The organism is Hyphomicrobium nitrativorans NL23, assembly GCF_000503895.1.
In the GTDB taxonomy this organism is placed as follows: domain Bacteria; phylum Pseudomonadota; class Alphaproteobacteria; order Rhizobiales; family Hyphomicrobiaceae; genus Hyphomicrobium_C; species Hyphomicrobium_C nitrativorans.
Window position 1 is genome coordinate 352,518 of sequence record NC_022997.1, and the last position, 20,593, is coordinate 373,110.

Here is a 20,593-nt window from a genome sequence, read left to right on the forward strand (position 1 = left end):
CCGCTGCAGCCTGCGGCCTGTCAGTGCGCCGCCTCCCAGTTCGCGGCCGCCTTGGCATCGACGCGGATCGGCACCGAGAAGTGCACCGCGGGCTCCACGGCCTTCTCCATCACGCGGCGCGCAACCGAGATCAGGCGCTCGGCCTCCGTCTCCGCGACTTCGAAGATCAATTCGTCGTGCACCTGGAGCAGCATCCGCGCGGTTGCGAGCTTCGCCTCGTCGAGCGCCGGGCCCATGCGGATCATGGCGCGGCGGATGATGTCAGCCGCCGAGCCCTGGATCGGCGCGTTGATCGCGGCGCGTTCCAGGAAGCCGCGCATGGACGGGTTCTTGGTGTTGATCTCCGGATAGTGGATGCGCCGGCCGAAGATCGTCTCGACGTAGCCCGTGTCGTGCACCTGCTTCTTCGTGGCGTCCATGTAATCGCGGATGCCCGGGAAGCGCTCGAAGTAGGTCTTGATGTAAGCGCTGGCCTCGTCGCGGCCGATGCCGAGCTGGTTGGCGAGACCGAACGCCGAGATGCCGTAGATGATGCCGAAGTTGATCGCCTTGGCGCGGCGCCGCACCTCCGGCGGCATGCCTGCAATCGGCACGCCGAACATCTCGGACGCCGTCATCGCGTGAATGTCGAGACCGTCGGCGAACGCTTTCTTGAGTTGGGGAATGTCCGCGATGTGCGCCAGCACGCGCAGCTCGATCTGCGAATAGTCTGCGGAGACCAGAACCTTGCCCTTCTCGGCAACGAAGGCGGTGCGGATCTCGCGACCTTCCTTGGTGCGGATGGGGATGTTCTGCAGGTTGGGATCGGACGATGCCAGCCGGCCCGTCGTCGTGGACGCCAGCGCATAGCTCGTGTGGATGCGGCCCGTCTCTTCCTGGATGAATGCGGGCAACGCATCGGTATAGGTCGAGCGCAGCTTCGAGAGCTGGCGCCATTCGAGCATCTTGTTGATCAGGAGGCGCGAATCCTCCGGCAGATCCTCGCGGGCGGCGAGATCGTCGAGCAGGCCCGCGCGCGTTTCCCACTGTCCGCTTTTCGTGCGCTTGCCACCCGGCAGCCCCAGGCGGTCGAACAGCAGTTCGCCAAGCTGCTTTGGAGAGCCGAGGTTGAACTTGTGCCCAACCAATCCGTTGATCTCCTCTTCGAGCCGCGCGAGGCTTTGCGCGAACGTGGAGGAGAGGCGCGACAGGACGCTGCGGTCCACCCGAATGCCCGCATGCTCCATACCGACGATCACCGGCACGAGAGGGCGTTCGAGCGTCTCATAAACCGTCGACAGGTGCTCCGAGGCAAGGCGGGGCTTGAGCTTGTGCCAGAGCCGAAGCGTCACGTCCGCATCCTCGGCCGCGTAGGCCGTCGCCTGGTCGATCGGCACTTGAGCGAAGGACTTTTCGGCCTTCTTGCCCGGCAGCGGCGCAACCATTTCGTCATAGGTGAGGCAGGTATGCCCGAGGTGACGCTCGGCGAGACTGTCCATGCCATGACCGCCGCGCCCGGCGTCCAGCACGTACGAGATCAGCATGGTGTCGTCGACCGGCGCGACGCGAATGCCGTAACGAGCGAGCACGAGGCAGTCGAATTTGATGTTCTGCCCGATCTTGAGAACGGACGGGTCTTCGAGCAGCGGCTTGATCAGCGCGAGCGCCTCGCGAAGCGGCGCCTGCACGAGCCCGCCGCCATCCCCGAAGTCGAACCCTTCACCGCCCGCGCGGTGGCCGACGGGCACGTAGCAGGCTTTCCCCGGCTCGACAGCCATCGAGAAGCCGACGAGGTCGCAGGTCATGCAATCGAGCGCGGTGGTTTCGATGTCGAAGGCGAAGCGGCGGGCGTTGCGGGCAGAGGCAACCCATTGCTCCAGGCGCTCGATGCCCGTCACGGTCTCATAGGCGGCGCGGTCGAACGGGACCTTGGCGATGCGCGCGGCGTGGATCGCCGCTCCACCCGCCGGCGATCCGGGGCCGCCTTCGAGGAGATCTCCGCCTGGTCCCCCTCCCCTTGTGGGAGGGTTAGGGTGGGGGAGTCCCGCCATCCGCCGGGGGAGAAGAAAGTTTGTCGGGCAGCGGCGGCGGCTCAACGCCGAGTTTGCCAGAAATCCGCTTGGTAAGGGTCGTGAACTCCATCTGGCGCAGGAAGCCGAGGAGCGCTTCGGGATCCGGCTCCTGCACGCCGGTGCGCTCCACCGCCACCGTCACCGGCACGTCGTCCCTGAGCTTCACAAGCTCGCGGGATATGCGCGCCTGATCCGCGAACTCAATGAGCCTCTCGCGCCGCTTCGGCTGCTTGATCCCGCCCGCCGCCGCGAGCAGCGACTCCAGATCGCCGTACTCCGTGATCAATTCGGCCGCCGTCTTGATGCCGATGCCGGGCACGCCCGGCACGTTATCGACCGAATCTCCCGCGAGCGCCTGCACGTCGATCACATGCTCCGGGGCGACGCCGAATTTCTCGCGTACCTCGTCGGGGCCGATGCGCTTGTTCTTCATGCCGTCCCACATGACGACGCCTGGGCGCACGAGCTGCATCAGGTCCTTGTCGGAGGAGACCACGGTGACGTCGCCGCCTGCTTCCACCACATGCTTGGCATAGGTCGCGATCAAGTCGTCGGCCTCGTAGCCATCCTGCTCGATGCAGGCGACGTTGAATGCGCGAACCGCCTCGCGGATCAGCGGGAACTGCGGCACCAACTCCTCCGGCGCCGGCGGGCGGTGGGCCTTGTAGTCCTGATAAAGCTCGTTGCGAAACGTCTTCTCGCTGGCATCGAAGATGACGGCGAGGTGCGTCGGCGCTTCCGATGCCTTGGTCTCGGCCAGGAGCTTCCAAAGCATGGCGACGAAGCCGTGCACCGCGCCGACGGGCAGCCCGTCGGAGGGGCGCGTGAGAGGCGGCAGCGCGTGAAAAGCGCGGAAGATGTAGCCTGAGCCGTCCACCAGATAGAGGTGGCTCCCCTTCACGATAGGGACCGGCTCGCCATCGGGGACGGTGCACACGGCCGCGCGCGGCTGCTTTTCGGGATTGGATTCGCTCATGGTCTGGGTCATGGGCGGGGAATATAGGGGCTCCCGCGACGCCGGTCAGCACCTCATGGGCGACATGACAGCCGGGCCCTGCAAGTCCGTTTGATCCGGCCCCCGGAATGCGCTATCAGGGGCTCCCGGTGCGCAGGCGCCGAGGCTCCATGGACTGCACCCGTAGCTCAGCTGGATAGAGTGCTGCCCTCCGAAGGCAGAGGTCACAGGTTCGAATCCTGTCGGGTGCGCCAGTTCTCCCAATAGAATCTGAATCTTCGTCGGTGGTAAAATCGACGCAAGGCTTGCTGGAAGCGTCGGGGAAGCGGGAGGGAAGCAAACCGCCCGTGCGAGAGCACGCAAAAGCGTGAGCTTTGCCCTGATATAACGCCCTCGTCTTAGCGGTACTCGGAGGTCGATCCGTCTCCTTCTCGGATCGACGGACTCTAGCTCAGATCGGGTACTCCCGCGGGGGCAAGGTCACGACCTCGCTCCTGCCAGACGAACAAAAGCCCTCGCGTCGTGATCCCGTCCTGATTGGGTTTGGAGCCTAGCGCCGGAGCAGCATCGCTCGCAGCACCTTTCTTCCCTTTTCCCAGACCGGGGATATGCCGATGCGAACTTGCTGTCCTGCGCGCTCCTGCGATGCCCGCATGGCGGCTAACATTTCTAGATCAAATAGCGCATCGGTTGCGTCATAGGCACATGACCCTCCATACGAAACCGCCTCGGCCATTCTCAACACCAACGAGGCAACGGCAATTTGTTCGTCATCAAGATCGTGATGAATGAAGGGGTTTTTCCAGACCACGGGACCAAGCTGCGTATCGACCGTTAGTTCCTGCAGGCGACCATATTGCTCGATGCGTTGCACTTCTTTCGAAAGCGTCCGGCCCTCTCCTTCAGAGAACAGCAGTGTCGCATCGGTTAAGCTGCCCTCGCTGCCATACACATAGAACCCCGTCGGGCCTCGTGTGACCGCAACATCGTTGCCAGGCGAGAACTGGTGTTTGAGCACGCTGCCCGAGCGGTATTTGAAGGTGGCATCGTCCCACACCCTACTCCCCCTTCCCCGCGATGTATCAAGAACGATGCGCGTCGCACTCACCGTGATGACATCGTCCGAGCGACCAAGTGCTGCGCGCAAGCGCGCCATACCGTGATAGTCGTAATCCAAGAACTGATTGACTGCAGCTTCCGGCACGCCGATGCAGCCCAAATCTATGACTTTCTTCTGTAGCTGGGCGAGCGGCGTGTAAGGAAATTGCTCTGCGACACCTACATTTTCTTTTATGGCTCGGATGCGCCGAAGCAATTTTCGACCTGCGCGAAGGCTCCAGCAGAATGGCGTCTCGAGCAAGAGCGGCCTGTTTAGGGCTAAGAGCTGCTTATAAGTGCCGTCATTTGCATGGGGTGAGACTGATGCAAGCACAAGATCAGGCGCACCTTCTTCGAGCATCCGGGCAGGATCAGGATAAGCGGTCCACCCGGTCTCATTCGCTAGCTTCTGCGCGGTGGAGAGATTTCGAGAGGTCACTCCGACAACCTCGATCCTATCGGATGTCGCTTTCAGTGCGGGTATGTAGATGCGCTTAATGCGATCACCCGCGCCAACAATTCCAATCCGAATCTTCGGGTGAAAAGTAATGGGTTTGGCGGGAGCACGTACCTTCAGGAGTTTCGCGTGCAGATGATCCGCCAACCTGAGAGCAAGCGCGACAATCATTTGGGTGGGGTTCATATGCCCAGGCGTTGAAAAAACCGAGCTGCCCGCAATGTAGAGCCCCTCAACTCCATGGACCATGCAGTTGGCGTCGATGACCCCGGTCTGCGGATCGTCGGACATCCGTGTCGTGCACATTGGATGGGCTAAATCGGTCAGGCTGTCGCGCCAGCCTTGAAGCCCGAGGCTCGCCCAATCCGGGGCATCGGGCGCTTCCATACCGAGCCGCAAGAACTCGGCCAACATAATTTCGCGAAAACGGCGCGCGGTCCGAAATTCGGCTTCGTCGATCCGCCAGTCAATTTCAGGCAAGGGGGAGTCGAAGCGATCCTTTCGCCCCGACAGGCGGATGCGGCTTTCGGGATTGAGCGGCTGCTCGACGACACAGCCCAGTATAGTCTTATCCGGATCGTTCAGCGAAGCGCGTTTGTGAACGAAGCGATCAAAAACCCCCTCCGCAAGACCGACGGGATGCATCAACCCGGATGCCACCTGCCGACCGGCTGCTAAAATGTCGACACCATTCCGCAATTCGCGCAGTCCGGACGCAATGGAGGTTAGGGGCGCTAACTTTGTTCCGAACTCGACCAGATGGGCTGCCGCGTTCATGAGCCCTTCCTGCCGCTGAAGCGCCGGAGAAAGACGGAGACCGAAGCACAGGCTGTGAGGAACTCCGCGACCCTGATAAAGCCGCGTACCCAATCGGCGGCGAAGCGTCTTTGCCCTGCCTCTTCCGAAAGAACCCAGTTCGGTGAAAGTATGATCTGCCAGATAGCGACCGACCTGATCCCGTTCGTTACCAAGTCCGACAGGGACGACGCTACGCGATGCCAATAGCAAGCGGGCATTGTCGATCCCCCCACAGGCCAGAACGACACTCGAAGCATTCAGAACGCGCGCGTCACCATCAGGTCCGCAAAGTCGAATTCCGGTCACACACCCACCCGATGGGTTGACGAGAACTTCGAGCACCGTCGTTTGGATCAACAAGTAAATATTGTCGCTTTTCTTCAGCCAGCCGACATGAGCGCGGCCGAAATCGACAGGTGTTTTGCGACCCGAGTGTCTCAGGATGGCGAGTTCATCCGGCAAATGATGGCTGTGATGGGCAAAATGCTCTGTAGCGGAGTCGGTGCCCTTGCTGCTGAACTGCCACATGACAGGCGACAGGAATCGCTCATCCCACAGCCTTCGATCGTAAGATTGCTCAAGGTCGCGGAGCGCATGGTGTAACGATAGGTTTGAAATACCAAGCAGCTTTCCGGCGCGCGGCACATAGCTTTCAAGGTCCATTCCGTCGATTGGCCAACCTGACAGTTTCAGCCAGTCGCGTGCCTGATAGTCGATAGCGTCGAACATGCCGCAGCGCCCAGTCCAAATCGCACTGGTCCCACCGACGCAGCGACGGCGAACGAGCTCAGGATCCGCACGCCTGTGTCCTACACTTACGATCTCATTGAGAGCTTCGCTTTCTTTGTTGGGCTCGATGCCACCGCTTTCGATAACACAGACCCGAAACGGCGATTTTTTAAATTCATTGGCAATGGACAATCCTGCCGGACCGGAACCAATGATAAACAGGTCGAATTCCGGAAGCGACGAGGCGAGGAAATCGGAAAATGATACAACTGGCATTAGATTTCACCCCTCGCTCAAAAATCCCAGCGAGACAGTTCGCTCATCGACGCGGCCATCTAGCTATTTGGAAATACTGCCCACTACTTAGCAGCGTACTAAAGGCTCTGCCCCGCCTTGAGGTGACGCTGGGTTTGTGGTTAGCGTCGGAGGACTCGTGATGAAGACGCAGGATTTCCTGACACTTGTCGAGCAGCTAGCCTGTTCTATTCTTAATGGTCGTACCAACTTGGCGTCCGCATGAAGTGGCCACCGATGGTGACCGGTCGTCGTTGGACGGACTTTGGGTACGCGTTGGGGGATGTTGTTAGGGGGACAGGGGCAACTGCCGCATCGCTCACGGCTCACGTGCCGCACGACGTATCGTAATTGCACCGGTCATCATTGCGAACATGGCCGCATGCGGGCACGGACGGCAGGATAATGGGATTTGCCGTTTCGAAGAAGGCGCAGGAGCGCGTGCAGGATAGGTTTCTTGAGCGCGCCCAAACGGGTGAACCCGCGCAAGCAAGCTGAGGAAATTATAAAGGCCCGGCAATGACATAACAGTGCCCAGCTTCATCCTCTCCGGTGCGCCAGTTCTCCAAACGTTTCTGAATGTTGCGGGCGATCCTGTCTTCTATTCCGGCACGGGCTGACCGACGGTCGCCGTTGGGTCCTTGGGCTCGGCGGCCTCCGCCCCGTCCCCGCCGACGTCGTCTCCCGTGATTTCCGCGACGACATCGGCGGCCATCGTGGCGAGCACTTTCAATTCCTGCTCATCGAGCGTACGCGGCTCCTTGTCGAGAATGCACATGGCGCCAAAGACAACGCCGTCTGCCGTGCGGAGCGGTGCGCCGGCATAGAAGCGCGCGTTCCACATCTTGAGGGTCGGATTGTCCGCGAACCGTGGATCGCGGTCCGTATCGGCGACGACAAGCGTATCGCCGCCCGAAACGACATGATCGCACACCGCATCCTCGCGCGGGATGACCAGCATGCCACCACACTCCGCCCGCGTGTCTCCCGGAAGTTTCCTGCTTTGCCCGACGATGAATTCCTCGCTGGCATCGATGGCGGAGATCACAGCCAGATCGACGTTGAACACATCCGCGGCGCGGATGGCGATGGCGTCGAGCCCTTCTTTCGCGTCACCTGACAGCACGCCGGTGGCACGGAGCGCGGCCACCCGTTCGGCCTCGTTTTCCGGCGGCTCGGCAACGTGTGCCGCTTCCGCCTCCTCCGGCGCAGCCATGCGATGCAACCGTCCGATGGCTTCGTCTATCGAGGTCACGATCTCGCGGACGCCGAGATCTCGAAGCGTGTCGCCTTCCAGCAGCTCTGCCGGCGCATCCCAAAGCGCCAGAACGATTTGCACCTCCGGCCATTTGCGGCGAAGGCGGCGGCAGAGCTGACGTGCCGGAACTATCGGATTGGCGCTGAAATAGCTCAGGCACACGATCTCGCCTTTACTGAGCTCCAGATCCGCGAGATTGCTGGTGCCGAGGGTGGAGGCGGCGCGCGCGCTGGCCGGAAGCCCTTCGAGTTCGAGGGCGTGCGCCAGCATCTCGGCCGCGACGGTATCCATTTCCCACTTTCCGCCGACACATAGAATGCGCGTGTGGACTATCGGGTCGCCATCGGGCGGGAACTCCTCGCGCACCTCGTCGAGCAATTCCTCCAGACCGTTTGCGACGCGCAGACGGTGTTCCGGCGTGGCATGACGCAGATGGTCCTCGCTCGCCAGGCGCAAAACCGGGATGCCGACGTCGTTGTAGAATTCCTTCACGGAGGACGTTTCGATTTCCGTGGTGGCAATGTCGATGGCTTCGTCGGCATCGTCGGCAATCAAGCGCTGATAGATCCGCGTCGGCGTATCGAGCGCGGGCATAGACCCGAGGATCGTATCGAGGAAGCGAAGCTGCGGGACGTTCTTTCCCAAGACGAGCAGGCACACCGTGAGCGGCGTGGAGAGAATGAGGCCGACAGGACCCCAAAGCGCCGTCCAGAACGTCGCGGCCGCGATCAGAGACATCGCGGACAGGCCGGTGCTCGTGCCGTAGAGCACCGGCTCGACGATGTTGTTGCTGATCAGCTCCAGCACCAGGATCAGCGCAATCGTCCAGAGGACCATGCTCCAGCCGGGATCGACCGCGAACGCGAGACCGATCGGAAACACGGCGGAGATCAGCGGGCCCACGTACGGCACGAAACGCATGATGGCCGCGACGGCGCCCCACAGCATTGCGCCGGGAACGCCGATCACCCAAAGGCCGATGGCCATCGGAACGCCGTAGCTGACGTTCACGATCACCTGCATCAGGAGATATTTGCTGATGCGGGTGCCCGCTTCCTCCAACGCATCGGTCGAGCGATGCAGATTGCCGCCGAGCAATCGCAACAGGCGATCCCGCAGATCGCTGCGGTCGAGCAGCGCAAGAAAAACGAAGACGAAGACGATGCCCGCCATCGCCAACGGCTGAAGCGACGGCGCGAGCCATTCGGATGCCATCTCGATCGGCTCTTTCGAGCGCGGCACGACCTCCACACGTTGCGGCGCATCGGCCGTCGCGGCCGGTTCGCTCTTTGGATCCTCCTCGACCGCCCCCATCGGGTCGTCCAGAACGGCGGGCACTTTGAACTGCCCGCGCATGTCGTCGATCTTCGCGCGAATGGTGGATTGATACGTCGGAAGCTCTTCGCTGAGCGAGCGCAACTGCGCGCCGAGCACGACGACCAGTCCGCCGATGAGCACGAGGATCATCGTCATCACGACGATAACCGCTCCGATGCGCGGCAGGCCGACGCGCACGAGCCAGGACACCAGCGGATGGAGCGCAAAGCTGATGAGGAAGGCGCAGGCCAGCGGAATAAGAACGTCGCGACCGAAATAAAGCGCGCAGATGATGATTGCGGCCGACACGAGTGTTGCCGCCATCCGCACCGCGTCATGCGGTTTAGGATCGACCGCATCGGCGGGGCCGACGAGGACCGTTTGCTCGATAGGTTTTGGAGACATGGCCGGCACTACCCCGAACGTCAGGGAGCATAACGCCGTTCAGCGGTCTGAGGTTCCCGGCGGACCCGCATCGGCCGCCGTTGCCATGGCCGTTTCGGCATGCGCCGGGCAGAATGCCGAACCGTCTCAGTAGGTGCGGGCAACGGTCAGGTAGAACGCGCGCGCGTCTCCCGGGGCGACTCGGCCGCCGAGATAGAAATGGGAGACGAAATAGTCCTCGTCCAGGAGGTTCTTGGCAGACGCGGTGATCTTCCAATCCTCCGTCGCGTACGAGACCTTGGCATCCACCGTCATGTAGCTATCGGTGAAAAACAGGTTCAACGGATCGACGGCTTGTCCCGACGCAGCGTAGAGCCCCGCGCCCACGCTCCACCCCTCAAGAGCGGGCTCGTCGAAGGCGTAGTCGACCCAGAGCCGCCCGGAGTGCTCCGGTACGCCGATGCGGCGCGCGCCGGGCGGGACCAAGGCTGTCGCACTCACCACCTCGGTGTCGATAAATGCGTAGGACCCGAGGACCTTCCAATTGCGCGTCGGCTGCCAGATCACATCGAGCTCGGCGCCGCGTGCGCGCTGGTGGCTGGTGCCGATCATCACGGCATCGAGACCCACCGGCGTATCGTACCTGTCGAGCTGGAACAGCGCGGCCGTTCCCGTCAGTCCGCCGCCGAGATCGAACTTGAGGCCCGCCTCCACTTGTGCCGATGTCTCGGGCGGCGGGGTCCCGCGGAGACCAACCACGGCGTAGCTCGTGAGGCCTTCGCTGTAGCCGGCGAAGACCGACACTCGTTCCGTCACATCCAACAGCGCGCCTATGCGAGGCAGGAGACGCGTCGCACGTTCGTTCGCGCGCGCGCCGTCGATATAGTCGATGGAATCGACCTCGATATCCGCGAGCCGCACACCGGCCACGATATGCAGCCGGTCGGCCAGCGTGCTTTCGAGCTGAACGTACGCGCCCTGCGAAACAACGACTTCGCGCTCATCCATCACGGTCGTGTCGGGCGCTTTCGGCGGGCGCACGAAGGGCAATGGCGCCGGGTTTCTCAAGTCTACGAGACCCGCTCCGCCGCGGAAGACGTCGAGGACGATCGCGCCGTTGGCTGCGAGCCGGCTGTAGTCCGCGCCGACGAGGAGCGTACTTTCGTGCCAGGAGGCGGACGAGCGGAAGCGCGTATCGGCGGAAATCAGAAACTCGTCCTGGTCCTGGTCCAGAAAGCCATTGGTCGCGAGCCAGTGCGACGGCGGGATCAGGGGCATGTTGGCCATCAGGCCATCGCTCCCGACCAGGATCTGGCCGACCTCCGCCAGATCCGACCGGCTCCAGCGCGCTTTCACGGTCGAATCCACATGTTTGGAAAACGCGTGATCGAGCGTGACCGTCACGCTATCGGCGGCGCTGTGCGCGTCCGGCGCTTCCCGCGCGCCCGTAAACAAGCTCCGGTGGACGCGGAAATCTCCGGCGACGGTTCCGACCGCAGGCAGGCCCTGATACTCCGGCTGTTCCCAGCGCGAGAACCGGCCCTGTATCGTCAACGTCGTCGCATCGCTCGGGCGGAGCATCAGCGTGGGATTGAGCGCAAACGCCTTCGTTTCGATGTGATCGATGAAGCTTCCGGCATCGAGGTATTCGCCCGTCAGCCGGAACAGCACGGTGCCGTCGGCTGCGATGGGCTGATTGATGTCGAAGTAGGGCCGGTAATAGCTGTCCGTTCCGATGGTGGCGCCGATCTCGGTGCGCGGCGCATCGAACGGCATCTTCGACACCACGTTGAGCGCTCCGCCCACCGGAGCACCCAAGCCTCCGCCATAGAGCACCGCCGTGGAACCTTTCAGGACCTCGATCCGCTCGATGTTGACGATGCTGTCGCGAAATCCCGGATTGTACGTGACGGGCAAACCGTCCAACCGCTGCTCCGAGAAGAAGCCGCGGATCTTTCCGCTGTCGTACGCCGGCGTCTGAAGGCGCAGCGTACCGAGCACGCCGCTGACGTTGCGGGAGACTTCGTCGATACTGATCGGCGACTGGTCGTCGATGACAGATCTTGGAATGACCTGGATCGACTGCGGGATCTTTTCAATCGGCCGCTCGGTCTTGGTGGCCGACGTGGCGGTCAACGCACGGTAACCATCGACGGGGCCGGCCGTGGTCTGGGTCACGTGCCCGCCTTGCGGCTGGAATCCGGGCTCCGCCGTCGCCGCGGACACCTCAGACGCTGGTCCTTTTGCTTGTTGCTTGGGTGCGCTTTTCGCGGCTGGAGCGGCCGCGGCGGGAGCCATCACTTCGATTGCGGGGAGTTGTGTCTCGTCCACGGCCTGCCCGTGGGCCCCAGCGCCCGAGAGCGCAACAAGGACCGCACCAGCGAGGCCCGCGAACCCCGTCTCACTCCCGATCCCCGTCTTTCGAATCCGCGTCCGCACGTGAGGTCCCGACCGTTACGCGAGCATAAAATATCGGATGCCCGTTCACGGTCGCCGAGTCAATTTGCGGATGCGCTTTTTCAGCGATAACAGGATCTTTTCCCGCACCACTGGGCTTTCTCGGTGCGCCGCTCAATCCGCCCGAATCTCGGGCGCGATTGCCTTGCGGCCAGCGGTCCAGACTTCCACGATGCGTTCGCTCGCCGCGATGTCCTCTGTCGGATCGCCGTCGAGGACAACGAGGTCCGCGCGCTTGCCTGCCTGGATGGTGCCGCGGTCTTCGAGGCCCATCAACTCGGCCGCGTTCTTCGTGGCGATTGTCAAAGCGGCAGCGGGCGATAGCCCGGCCTCTGCCATGAGCGCAAGCTCGCGATGCTCGGCGACACCCGGCACGCGAAGCGGCGTCGCGCCGCTGTCCGTGCCAAAGCCGATTTTCACACCGGCTTCGTGAAGCGTCTTCAAATTCTGCAGGTTCATGGCAAGCGACCGGCGCGCGGCGGCGGTGCGAGGTTCTTTCAGCACCTTCTCGCGCCACGCCGGATCGTCGATCTGGGCTGCGAATTCCGGAGAGAGCGCCTTGCGCACGAAATCCGTTTCCGTCCAGGCCGGTGCTTCGGCCCAGACGAATGTCGCGTCGTCGAGGGCGAGCGTCGGCACGTACCACACGCCTTTGGCTTTCATCTTCTCGATCAGCTCCGGCGTCACCGGCTTGTCGCGAATGCCGTGGGCGACAATGTCGGCACCCGCATCGACAATTGCGATCGCGTCGTCGAGATCGTGGACGTGCGCCGCGACCTTGAGGCCGTGTTCGTGCGACTGCTCGATGACGGCGCGGTAAATCTCGGGCTTCATTTTGACAGGCAGAAGGCCGCCGAAGTTGTCGAGCCACAACTTTACGAGATCTGTGTTGGCGGCGGCCATCCTGTCGATCGCTGTGCGCGCGTCATCGGCCGTGTGGGGCCGGAAAAGCTGATTGGGTGCGACTTTGAGCGAGTCCTGCGGAGGGGCTCCGTTGGGAACGCCAATTCCCTGCATGACGCCGAACAAATCCGCGCCGTCGAGCGATCCTGCGTGCGCCTCGTCTCGCAACGAGGTGAAAAGCGGGCCGTTGTTGCCAAGCGCGACGACGGTCGTCACGCCATATCGACCGAACTGCGCCAGCTCGGCCGAGATCACTTCGCGCGTGTAGTTCTTCGCGCCCATCGAGGTGCCGCCAACCTGGCCGACATGGCTGTGGGCACTGACGAGACCGGGAATGACGGTGCGCCCGCTATGGACGATGCGGCGCGCGTCGGCGGGGATCTCGGCGTTGCTTCCGGCGCTGACGATGCGCCCGTCACGAACGACAATCGCCGCGTTTTCGACGGGCGCGGCACCCGTTCCGTCAACGAGGCGGACGCCTGTGATCGCGACCGTCTCTGCCCATCCGGGCGTGCTCAGCACCAAAATCGCCAGAGCGGCCAGCCGCTTCATCGTCCACCTCGCATCCGCGCCATCCAGAAGCACAATGAACGAAAGCGACGATGGTTCGGCGACGCTGATCGTGACGATCCCGGCCGCTAAGGACGGAGGCTTCCGGCGCTCAAGGGCACTCCTGATAAACGATCGTCGCGCCGATCTCGCGATCGCGGTTCGTCATCACGATCATTTTGTACTCGCGGACGGTCGTCAACAGCCAGATTTCCGACGTCTTATAGGTTTCCCCCTCGGCGCCGCAGGACATCGCAACATGCGCGTCACCGAAATCGCTCGTCTTCACCGACGTGAACGTGCATGCGCCCTCGGCGAACTGAAGTTTGTCCCGCGTGACGCGAATGTGCGTGTCCATATGGTTCGGACCGTCCCAGTCCGAACTTTGGCAACTCGCCGCACGGCCCTCCATATTCATCCACACGCCCCGATACGGATCGGGCATCGTCTTGGCCTTCGCGGCGGCCGGCATGAGGGCAGCGCCGGCCGCCATAGTTGCCAGAGCAATACCGTTCATGGTGCTACGAAACGTCATCGATCATCCCCGTCGTGAAAGTCTTGCCGATCTGTCTGCCGCTTTGTGAGCAAGCTGCGTGCCATCGAAGACACATATGGCGACGAATCTCGATCGTCGTTCCGAACAGCGCCCTCGCGTGTGAGCACTTGCACACCGACCGTATTTCGGCATTCCGCGAACTCAAGTAACGTCGCATGTACCTCGCACTGGGGCCAGTCAGCCGCAGGCGGCGGAGACGATCCACGACTGAACCATCAGTCTCGCGTCACGTCCAAACGGAGGAAGACATATGGCTTTGGAAGCCCTTATCATTTGGCTCATCATCGGTGCGATTGCCGGCTGGCTGGCTGGCCAGATCATCAAGGGCGGCGGCTTCGGCCTCGTCGGCAATATCGTTCTGGGAATCATCGGCGCCGTGGTGGCCGGCTGGCTGTTGCCGAGGCTCGGCCTCTATATCGGCGGCGGCATTCTCGGAGACATCATCAACGCCACCATCGGTGCGCTTCTGATTATCTTCCTGCTGAGATTGGTGGCCCGCTAACAAGGGCCGCTGGCTCGGGCGGGGCGATCCGCCGTGCCCGAGCGGACCGGCACTCGCCGGTTCACCTGCCCGTCGGCTTGCCGGCGGGTTTTTTTATACCTCGGCCACCCCCATATCCGGCGATCACACCGCCCGGAGCGCCCATGTCTCAGCATACCGCCATCGACCCCCAGACCCGCATCGGCCACGTGCACCTCAAGGTCGCCGACCTCGACCGCGCCCTCGCGTTCTATCGCGACGTGCTGGGCTTCGAGGTCACGCAGCTTTACGGGCGCGAGGCCGCGTTTCTCTCGGCGGGCGGCTATCACCACCACATCGGCCTCAACACATGGGAAAGCAAAGGTGGCAGCCCGCCGCCGCCCGGCAGCACGGGGCTTTTCCACGTGGCCATTCTCTATCCGACACGGGCGGCTCTCGCGGATGCCGTGCGGCGCGTGCGGGCTGCCGGGATCGCCATCGATGGGGCGAGCGACCATGGGGTCAGCGAGGCCGTTTATCTTCGCGATCCCGACGGAAACGGCGTGGAGCTTTACCGGGATCGCCCCGAGGCCGAATGGCCGCGTGCGATGGACGGGTCGCTGGCGATGACGACCCAGCGCCTGGACCTCGACGCTCTTGCAGCCTCAGAGTGACGGAGAGAAAACGCAACATGCGCCCGCCGAACGACCGGGGGCGCATGAAAACTTCGGGCGTTTCTAAGGGATTAGCTTAGGCCGCTGCCGTCTTTTCGGCGTTGACCTTGGCGATCTCGCGCTTCAGCTTCTGGCAGTCCGGCGAGAGGTCCTCGCTCTTGGCCTTGGCCAGGAACGCGTCCAGGCCGCCGCGATGCTCGACCGTCTTCAGCGCGTGGGCGCTGATCTTGAGCTTCACGGAACGCGACAGCGCATCGCTGATCAGCGTCACGTTCACGAGGTTGGGGCGAAACTTGCGCTTCGTCTTGTTCTCGGCGTGGCTGCGAAGCTGGCCCGAAAGCGGCAGCTTGCCCGTCAATTCACAGCGCCTGGTCATGGTCGCGACATCCTTCTCGGCCCCCACGACCAGCCGGACGCCCTTGCGCCGGGCCTGAAATCACGGGGAAAATCAATGAAAATGGCCCGCCGATGGAGACCGGCAGGACCGTTGGGCCCTTCTATACGCGAGCCTCGTTCCAGGCGTCAAGCATCGCTCGCGTCACCCTCATGATCTTCGCGCCACAGAACAGTCAAAAAACGCTCCAGGGAACGGAATAGAAGATTTGGGGATTAACGGCCCAACATGTGTTTCGCTTCAGCGCGCCTGTGAGCGAATTGTTAAGCCTTCCAAGTCAGACTGGGTCTCGACAAAGAGTTGTAACCTGTAGTGACCCCCAAACGCCGCGTTCCTGGCGCGGCGGGGTAGTGAGTGTGTGATCATGTACCAGTCGTCTCGTCGCGTCGCGTCATGCGTTGCTGCCCTGGGCTCGGCCGCTCTCGCCGCCCTCTCGTCGCTTCCTGCATCCGCACAGGCCGTTCCAGCCACCCTGTCCTCGGCATCTGTCGATGCAGGCTACCGGGTCACCCTCAACGGGTTCGACCTCGGCACCTTCTCATTCAAGTCCAACGTCAGCGAGAGCGCCTACACACTTCACACCAACGTGGAGCTGTCGGCCCTGCTCGGCGTGTTTCGCTGGAAGGGCGTCACCCAGGTTTCGGGCTCGGTCGGCAACAAGCGCCCGTCTCCGGCCGATTTCCGCTTCGACTACGAGAGCAGCGTGCGCAACGGCTCCGTGATCATGGGCTTCGACAAAAGCAACGTCGACCATGTGACGGTGCTGCCCGTCGTCCGGGAGCCCGCCGATACGGTGCCGCTCGAACGCAAGCATCTCTCCAACGTGCTCGACCCGCTGAGCGCCATTCTCGTTCTCACCCATAGCGACGCCGAGACGCCGTGCGGGCGCACCGTCGCCATCTTCGACGGCAAGCAGCGGTTCAACATCAGCCTTCACGAAGCGCGTAAAGTGACGCTCGCGGGTGACCGGGGCGAGACGGCAACCGTCTGCCGCGTGAAGTACACGCCGCTTTCCGGCTACCGCGCGAATGCCGACACCCGTCATCTGGCCCACACGAAGGACATCGAAATCACGTTCCGGATGGTGCCGGCCGCCAAGCTCATGGTGCCGCAGTCGGTCTCGGTGCCGACGGGGGCGGGAACGGCGCGCATCGACCTCGAACGGATCAGCATCCAGCTTCCCGAGCGCGGCCGCGTCGCGTCCGTCGACTAAACGCGCCTTCCGCCCATCCTTGTTTCCAGAGCGCCGCGGGCCTCCCCTCGGCGCTCTGAGCCATGAGAGCCGCCCGGTTCGCACGGCGGCCCGGACTTTTTCCCACGTACACGTCCATTTCGCGCAACCCCGGCATGCGGGGGACAGCCACACGAAAAGCTTGATCTTGGCCCCCTTGGATGCAATGCCAGGGGGCTTTTCCCGCATATCAGGGTATCCAGTATGGTCAGCGACCTCGAAACGCGCATTCGTAATGTGACCGCGGTTCTCGGGCCCACCAACACCGGCAAGACGCATCTCGCCATCGAACGCATGCTCGGTCACGAGACCGGCATGATCGGGCTTCCGCTCCGGCTGCTCGCGCGCGAGGTCTATGATAAGATCGCATCGCGCATCGGCGCGGACAAAGTCGCGCTCATTACCGGCGAAGAGAAGATCAAGCCGGAGCGCGCGCGCTACTGGGTGTCCACCGTCGAGGCGATGCCGCGCGACGTGGACGTCGACTTCCTCGCCATCGACGAGATCCAGCTCGCGGCCGATCCAGAGCGCGGTCATGTGTTCACCGATCGGCTGCTGCATGCGCGCGGCCGCAAAGAGACACTACTGCTCGGCGCGCAGACGATGCGGGATGCGATCTCGGATCTCATTTCCGGTGCGAACTTCATTTCGCGGCCGCGCCTCTCGCGCCTCACCTATGCGGGCGAGAAGAAGATCACGCGGCTGCCGGGCCGCACGGCCGTGGTCGCGTTCTCGGCCAACGAGGTCTACGCGATCGCCGAGCTGATCCGCCGTCAGCGTGGCGGCACCGCTGTCGTTCTCGGCGCGCTGTCTCCGCGCACGCGCAACGCGCAGGTCGAGCTTTATCAATCGGGCGATGTCGATTTCCTCGTGGCGACGGACGCCATCGGGATGGGCCTCAATCTCGACGTGGATCACGTTGCGTTTTCCGCCGTGCGCAAGTTCGACGGGAACACGTTCCGCAATCTTACGCCGAGCGAGATCGGGCAGATCGCGGGCCGCGCCGGCCGGCACATGAACGACGGCACATTCGGCGTCACGGGTAATTGCGAACCCTTCGATTCCGATCTCGTCGAGCGGCTTGAAACGCACACCTTCGACACCGTGCGCGTGCTTCAGTGGCGCAATCGCCGCCTCGACTTCGGCTCGCTCGACCGGCTGCGCGACAGCCTGCGCGAAATTCCCAACGCGCCGCGGCTTGCGCGCGCGCGCATGGCCGACGACGTCATCGCGCTCGAAACGCTGGCGAACGACCGCGAGATCGCGCGCCTTGCCTCGGGAACCGCCGCCGTCTCGCGTCTTTGGGAAGTCTGCCAGACGCCGGACTACCGCAAGATCTCGTCACAGAACCACGCGGAGCTGGTCGGCACTCTCTATAGCCACCTGATGGGCCCCGACGGCCGCGTGCCGGAAGACTGGTTCGCAAAACAGGTCGCATTCGCGGATCGCACGGACGGCGACATCGACACACTCGCCAACCGCATCGCGCACATCCGCACGTGGACGTTCGTGTCCAATCGTGCCGACTGGCTGCGCGACCCGCAACACTGGCAGGGACGCACGCGGGAGATCGAGGATGCCTTGTCCGATGCGCTGCATACCTGCCTTACGCAGCGTTTCGTCGACAGCCGTACGAGTGCACTCATGAAGGGACTGCGTGACAAGGAAGAACTGACCGCCGACATCGGAGAGGACGGCGCGATCCGCGTGGAGAACCACTACGTGGGGCGGCTCAGCGGCTTCCGTTTCTCGCCCGAAACGCAGGCCGAGGGCATTCATGGACGCGCAACGCGCAATGCAGCCGCACAGGTGCTCTCGCGCGAGCTTGCGATGCGCGCGCGCCGCGTGGCGGCTGCGAAGAGCGAGGCGTTCCGCCTCACGCGCGGCGGACGTGTGCTGTGGCGCGACGAGGAAATCGCCAAATTCGAAGGGGCGGACGATCCGCTGAAGCCGCTCGTCGCGATCCTCGCCGACGAGCACCTGTCCGCCCCGGACCGCGAGAAGGTGCAGACGCGCCTCGAAGCCTGGCGCGACGAGATCGTCGCAGAGCGCCTGAAGCCGCTCGTGGACATCGCCAAGGCGGAAGATGTCGCGGGGCTGGCGCGCGGCATCGCGTTCCGCCTCACCGAGAGCTTCGGGATGCTCAAGCGCGAGCTCGTTGCCGACGACATGAAGCATCTCGACCAGCAGGCGCGCGCGGAGTTGCGCCGTTACGGCGTGCGCTTCGGTGCGTTCAACATCTTCTTTCCGTCGCTTCTGAAACCTGCACCCGCCGAATTGGCCGCGACCCTCTGGGCGCTCAAGCATGGCCCTGCACAGAGCCTCTCGCTCGACGCGCTGCCCGAGATGCCGCGTGCCGGACTGACGTCGGCCGTGGCCCAGCCGGACGTACCGGAAGCGCTTTACCGTGCGCACGGTTTCCACGTGTGCGGCCCTCGCGCGGTGCGCATCGACATTCTGGAGCGGCTAGCCGATCTCATCCGCCCGCTGCTCGCTTGGCGCGCCAACCCGGACAACCCCACCGCACCGCCGAAAGGTGCGACGGGCGACGGCGGTTTCGTCGTCACGCCAGAGATGATGTCCATTCTCGGCTGCTCGCCAGACGAACTGTCCAACGTGCTCAAGGTTCTCGGCTTCCGGCTCGACCGCAAGACCATGCCGCGGCCCGTCGAGCCTCAAAAGGCCGAGGCGGCAGAGACGCCGTCGGCCGAGCCAACCCCTCAATCCGTCACAGCAGATGGAGCGGTGGCGGAACCCGCGCCTCAGGACGCGGAGGCGCCAAGCGCCGCTGCCACGGAGCCGGAAGCGGCAACGACAGCGGAGGCGTCAGTTGCGGATTCGGCTGAGGCTCCTGCCGCAGCCGAGGCCCCCGCTTCGCCTTCAGCGGAACCCGATACGGTCGTGATCGAGATCTGGCGGCCGCGACGCCATCGTCACGGAGAAGGACGCCAGGGAGACGGACGGGGCGATGAGCGCCAAGGCCATCGTGAAGGCCGGCCGCATCGCGGACGCCGAGGCCCGCAGCGCAGGGACGGTCACCCGCACGCCGCGCAGGCTGCGACGCCGGCCTCGGCGAACGGCGCACCCGCCGCCACGAACGGAGAGGCCGTATCGGACACGCCGCGCGGGCCTCGCGAGCGCGGCCGGGATCGGCCACCTCAACGGGGAGCGGGAGATCAAAACGACCGCGGGCGGTCACGCGGACCGCGTTCGCGCGATGGTGCACGCGATGGTGTTTCGGGCGGCGACCGTCGGCGCGACGAGCGGCGGCGGCACGAAGACCGCCAAAGCGGCCCGGCCATCCGCTCCGCGAGCCCGCCCAAGAAAGGCGGCGTCGATCCCGATTCTCCGTTCGCTTCTCTCGGCGCGCTGCGTGACGAACTCGCCAAGCAGGCGCGGGAGAAAAATTCGTCATGACGCGGCCGGCCGATGCCGGGCCAGCCACCGAAACCGCTCAACGCCTCGACAAGTGGCTATGGTTCGCGCGGGTCGCGAAATCGCGGACGCTCGCGGCGACGGCCGTGACGGACGGCAAGATCAAGGTCAACCGCATTCGGGCCGAGAAGCCGAGCCAGGCGATAAAGATCGGAGACGTCATCACGTCTCGTATCAACAGAACCGTGCGGGTTCTGCGTGTCGCCGGGATCGGGCATCGGCGTGGCCCCGCGAGCGAGGCGCAGGCGCTTTACGAGGATCTGACCCCGCCGCCTCAACCGACCGCTGGCGAGGCGATTGGGGGCGGCCCGGAGCCCGTCGCATGGGGCGCGCGGACGGCTGGCGCAGGACGGCCGACAAAACGCGACCGGCGGCTGATCGCGAGCTTCAAGGACCGCGGTTCGGAAGGGAGGTAAAATGCCCGGCAGTGCCGTGAGACGCTGTGGTGCCTTGCTATGGTGAGCCGCATTTGGCACACCCCTTGGCAAGCGCGCGACCTGGAGCGTCTTCCGATCCGAGGGAAACGGATCGGAAGACGCTCTAGGTCTTTGATGAGACCGATGATTCACGCTTCAGGCTGATAGGGCCTGACG

Annotated in this window: 11 protein-coding genes, 1 tRNA gene and 1 pseudogene; 6 read left to right on the top strand and 7 right to left on the bottom strand. The window is 63.6% G+C overall.

Annotated features, from left to right (window positions below; all coding sequences use genetic code 11):
- Positions 1-20: 20 nt before the first annotated feature.
- A pseudogene (gene polA / locus W911_RS17075) lies at positions 21-3,027 on the bottom strand (DNA polymerase I).
- A gap of 156 nt (positions 3,028-3,183) precedes the next feature.
- Between polA and W911_RS01570 the strand changes: the two are divergent.
- Positions 3,184-3,260, top strand: a tRNA-Arg gene (locus W911_RS01570).
- 296 nt (positions 3,261-3,556) lie between these two features.
- Here W911_RS01570 and W911_RS17645 read toward each other — a convergent pair.
- The 5 genes from W911_RS17645 to W911_RS01600 all read right to left on the bottom strand — a co-directional run bounded on the left by W911_RS17645 (position 3,557) and on the right by W911_RS01600 (position 13,785).
- Complete coding sequence (locus W911_RS17645; protein WP_081717600.1) at positions 3,557-6,364, bottom strand: GMC oxidoreductase; 2,808 nt, start codon at positions 6,362-6,364, stop codon at positions 3,557-3,559.
- Between the two features lie 619 nt (positions 6,365-6,983).
- On the bottom strand, positions 6,984-9,362 hold the full coding sequence (locus W911_RS01585) for an AI-2E family transporter (protein WP_081717797.1): 2,379 nt from the start codon (positions 9,360-9,362) through the stop codon (positions 6,984-6,986).
- A 126-nt stretch (positions 9,363-9,488) separates the two neighbouring features.
- Entirely contained in the window at positions 9,489-11,519 is a 2,031-nt protein-coding gene (locus tag W911_RS01590; RefSeq protein ID WP_158412819.1) for a TonB-dependent siderophore receptor, read from the bottom strand.
- 393 nt (positions 11,520-11,912) lie between these two features.
- A complete protein-coding gene (locus W911_RS01595) occupies positions 11,913-13,253 on the bottom strand; it encodes an amidohydrolase family protein (protein WP_023785761.1) in 1,341 nt (446 codons plus the stop codon).
- Between the two features lie 109 nt (positions 13,254-13,362).
- On the bottom strand, positions 13,363-13,785 hold the full coding sequence (locus W911_RS01600; RefSeq protein WP_144083479.1) for a hypothetical protein: 423 nt from the start codon (positions 13,783-13,785) through the stop codon (positions 13,363-13,365).
- A gap of 271 nt (positions 13,786-14,056) precedes the next feature.
- On the opposite strand from W911_RS01600, the gene W911_RS01605 reads away from it, so the two are divergent.
- A complete protein-coding gene (locus W911_RS01605) occupies positions 14,057-14,308 on the top strand; it encodes a GlsB/YeaQ/YmgE family stress response membrane protein (protein ID WP_023785763.1) in 252 nt (83 codons plus the stop codon).
- A 143-nt stretch (positions 14,309-14,451) separates the two neighbouring features.
- On the top strand, positions 14,452-14,940 hold the full coding sequence (locus W911_RS01610; RefSeq protein WP_023785764.1) for a VOC family protein: 489 nt from the start codon (positions 14,452-14,454) through the stop codon (positions 14,938-14,940).
- Between the two features lie 76 nt (positions 14,941-15,016).
- Here the strand turns inward: W911_RS01610 and rpmB are convergent, their stop codons facing one another.
- Positions 15,017-15,316: a 50S ribosomal protein L28 gene (rpmB, locus tag W911_RS01615; RefSeq protein WP_023785765.1), complete on the bottom strand. Its 300-nt coding sequence runs from the start codon at positions 15,314-15,316 to the stop codon at positions 15,017-15,019.
- Between the two features lie 382 nt (positions 15,317-15,698).
- Here rpmB and W911_RS01620 point away from each other — a divergent pair, with 382 nt between their 5' ends.
- The 3 genes from W911_RS01620 to W911_RS01630 all read left to right on the top strand — a co-directional run bounded on the left by W911_RS01620 (position 15,699) and on the right by W911_RS01630 (position 20,416).
- Positions 15,699-16,547: a DUF3108 domain-containing protein gene (locus tag W911_RS01620; RefSeq protein WP_023785767.1), complete on the top strand. Its 849-nt coding sequence runs from the start codon at positions 15,699-15,701 to the stop codon at positions 16,545-16,547.
- Positions 16,548-16,769: 222 nt separating this feature from the next.
- A complete protein-coding gene (locus tag W911_RS01625; RefSeq protein ID WP_023785768.1) occupies positions 16,770-19,982 on the top strand; it encodes a helicase-related protein in 3,213 nt (1,070 codons plus the stop codon).
- The gene (locus W911_RS01630) at positions 19,979-20,416 is read left to right on the top strand and encodes an RNA-binding S4 domain-containing protein (RefSeq protein ID WP_023785769.1); all 438 of its coding nucleotides are present in this window, start codon (positions 19,979-19,981) and stop codon (positions 20,414-20,416) included. Before W911_RS01625 ends, W911_RS01630 begins: the two co-directional genes overlap by 4 nt.
- The last annotated feature ends 177 nt before the right edge of the window (positions 20,417-20,593 follow it).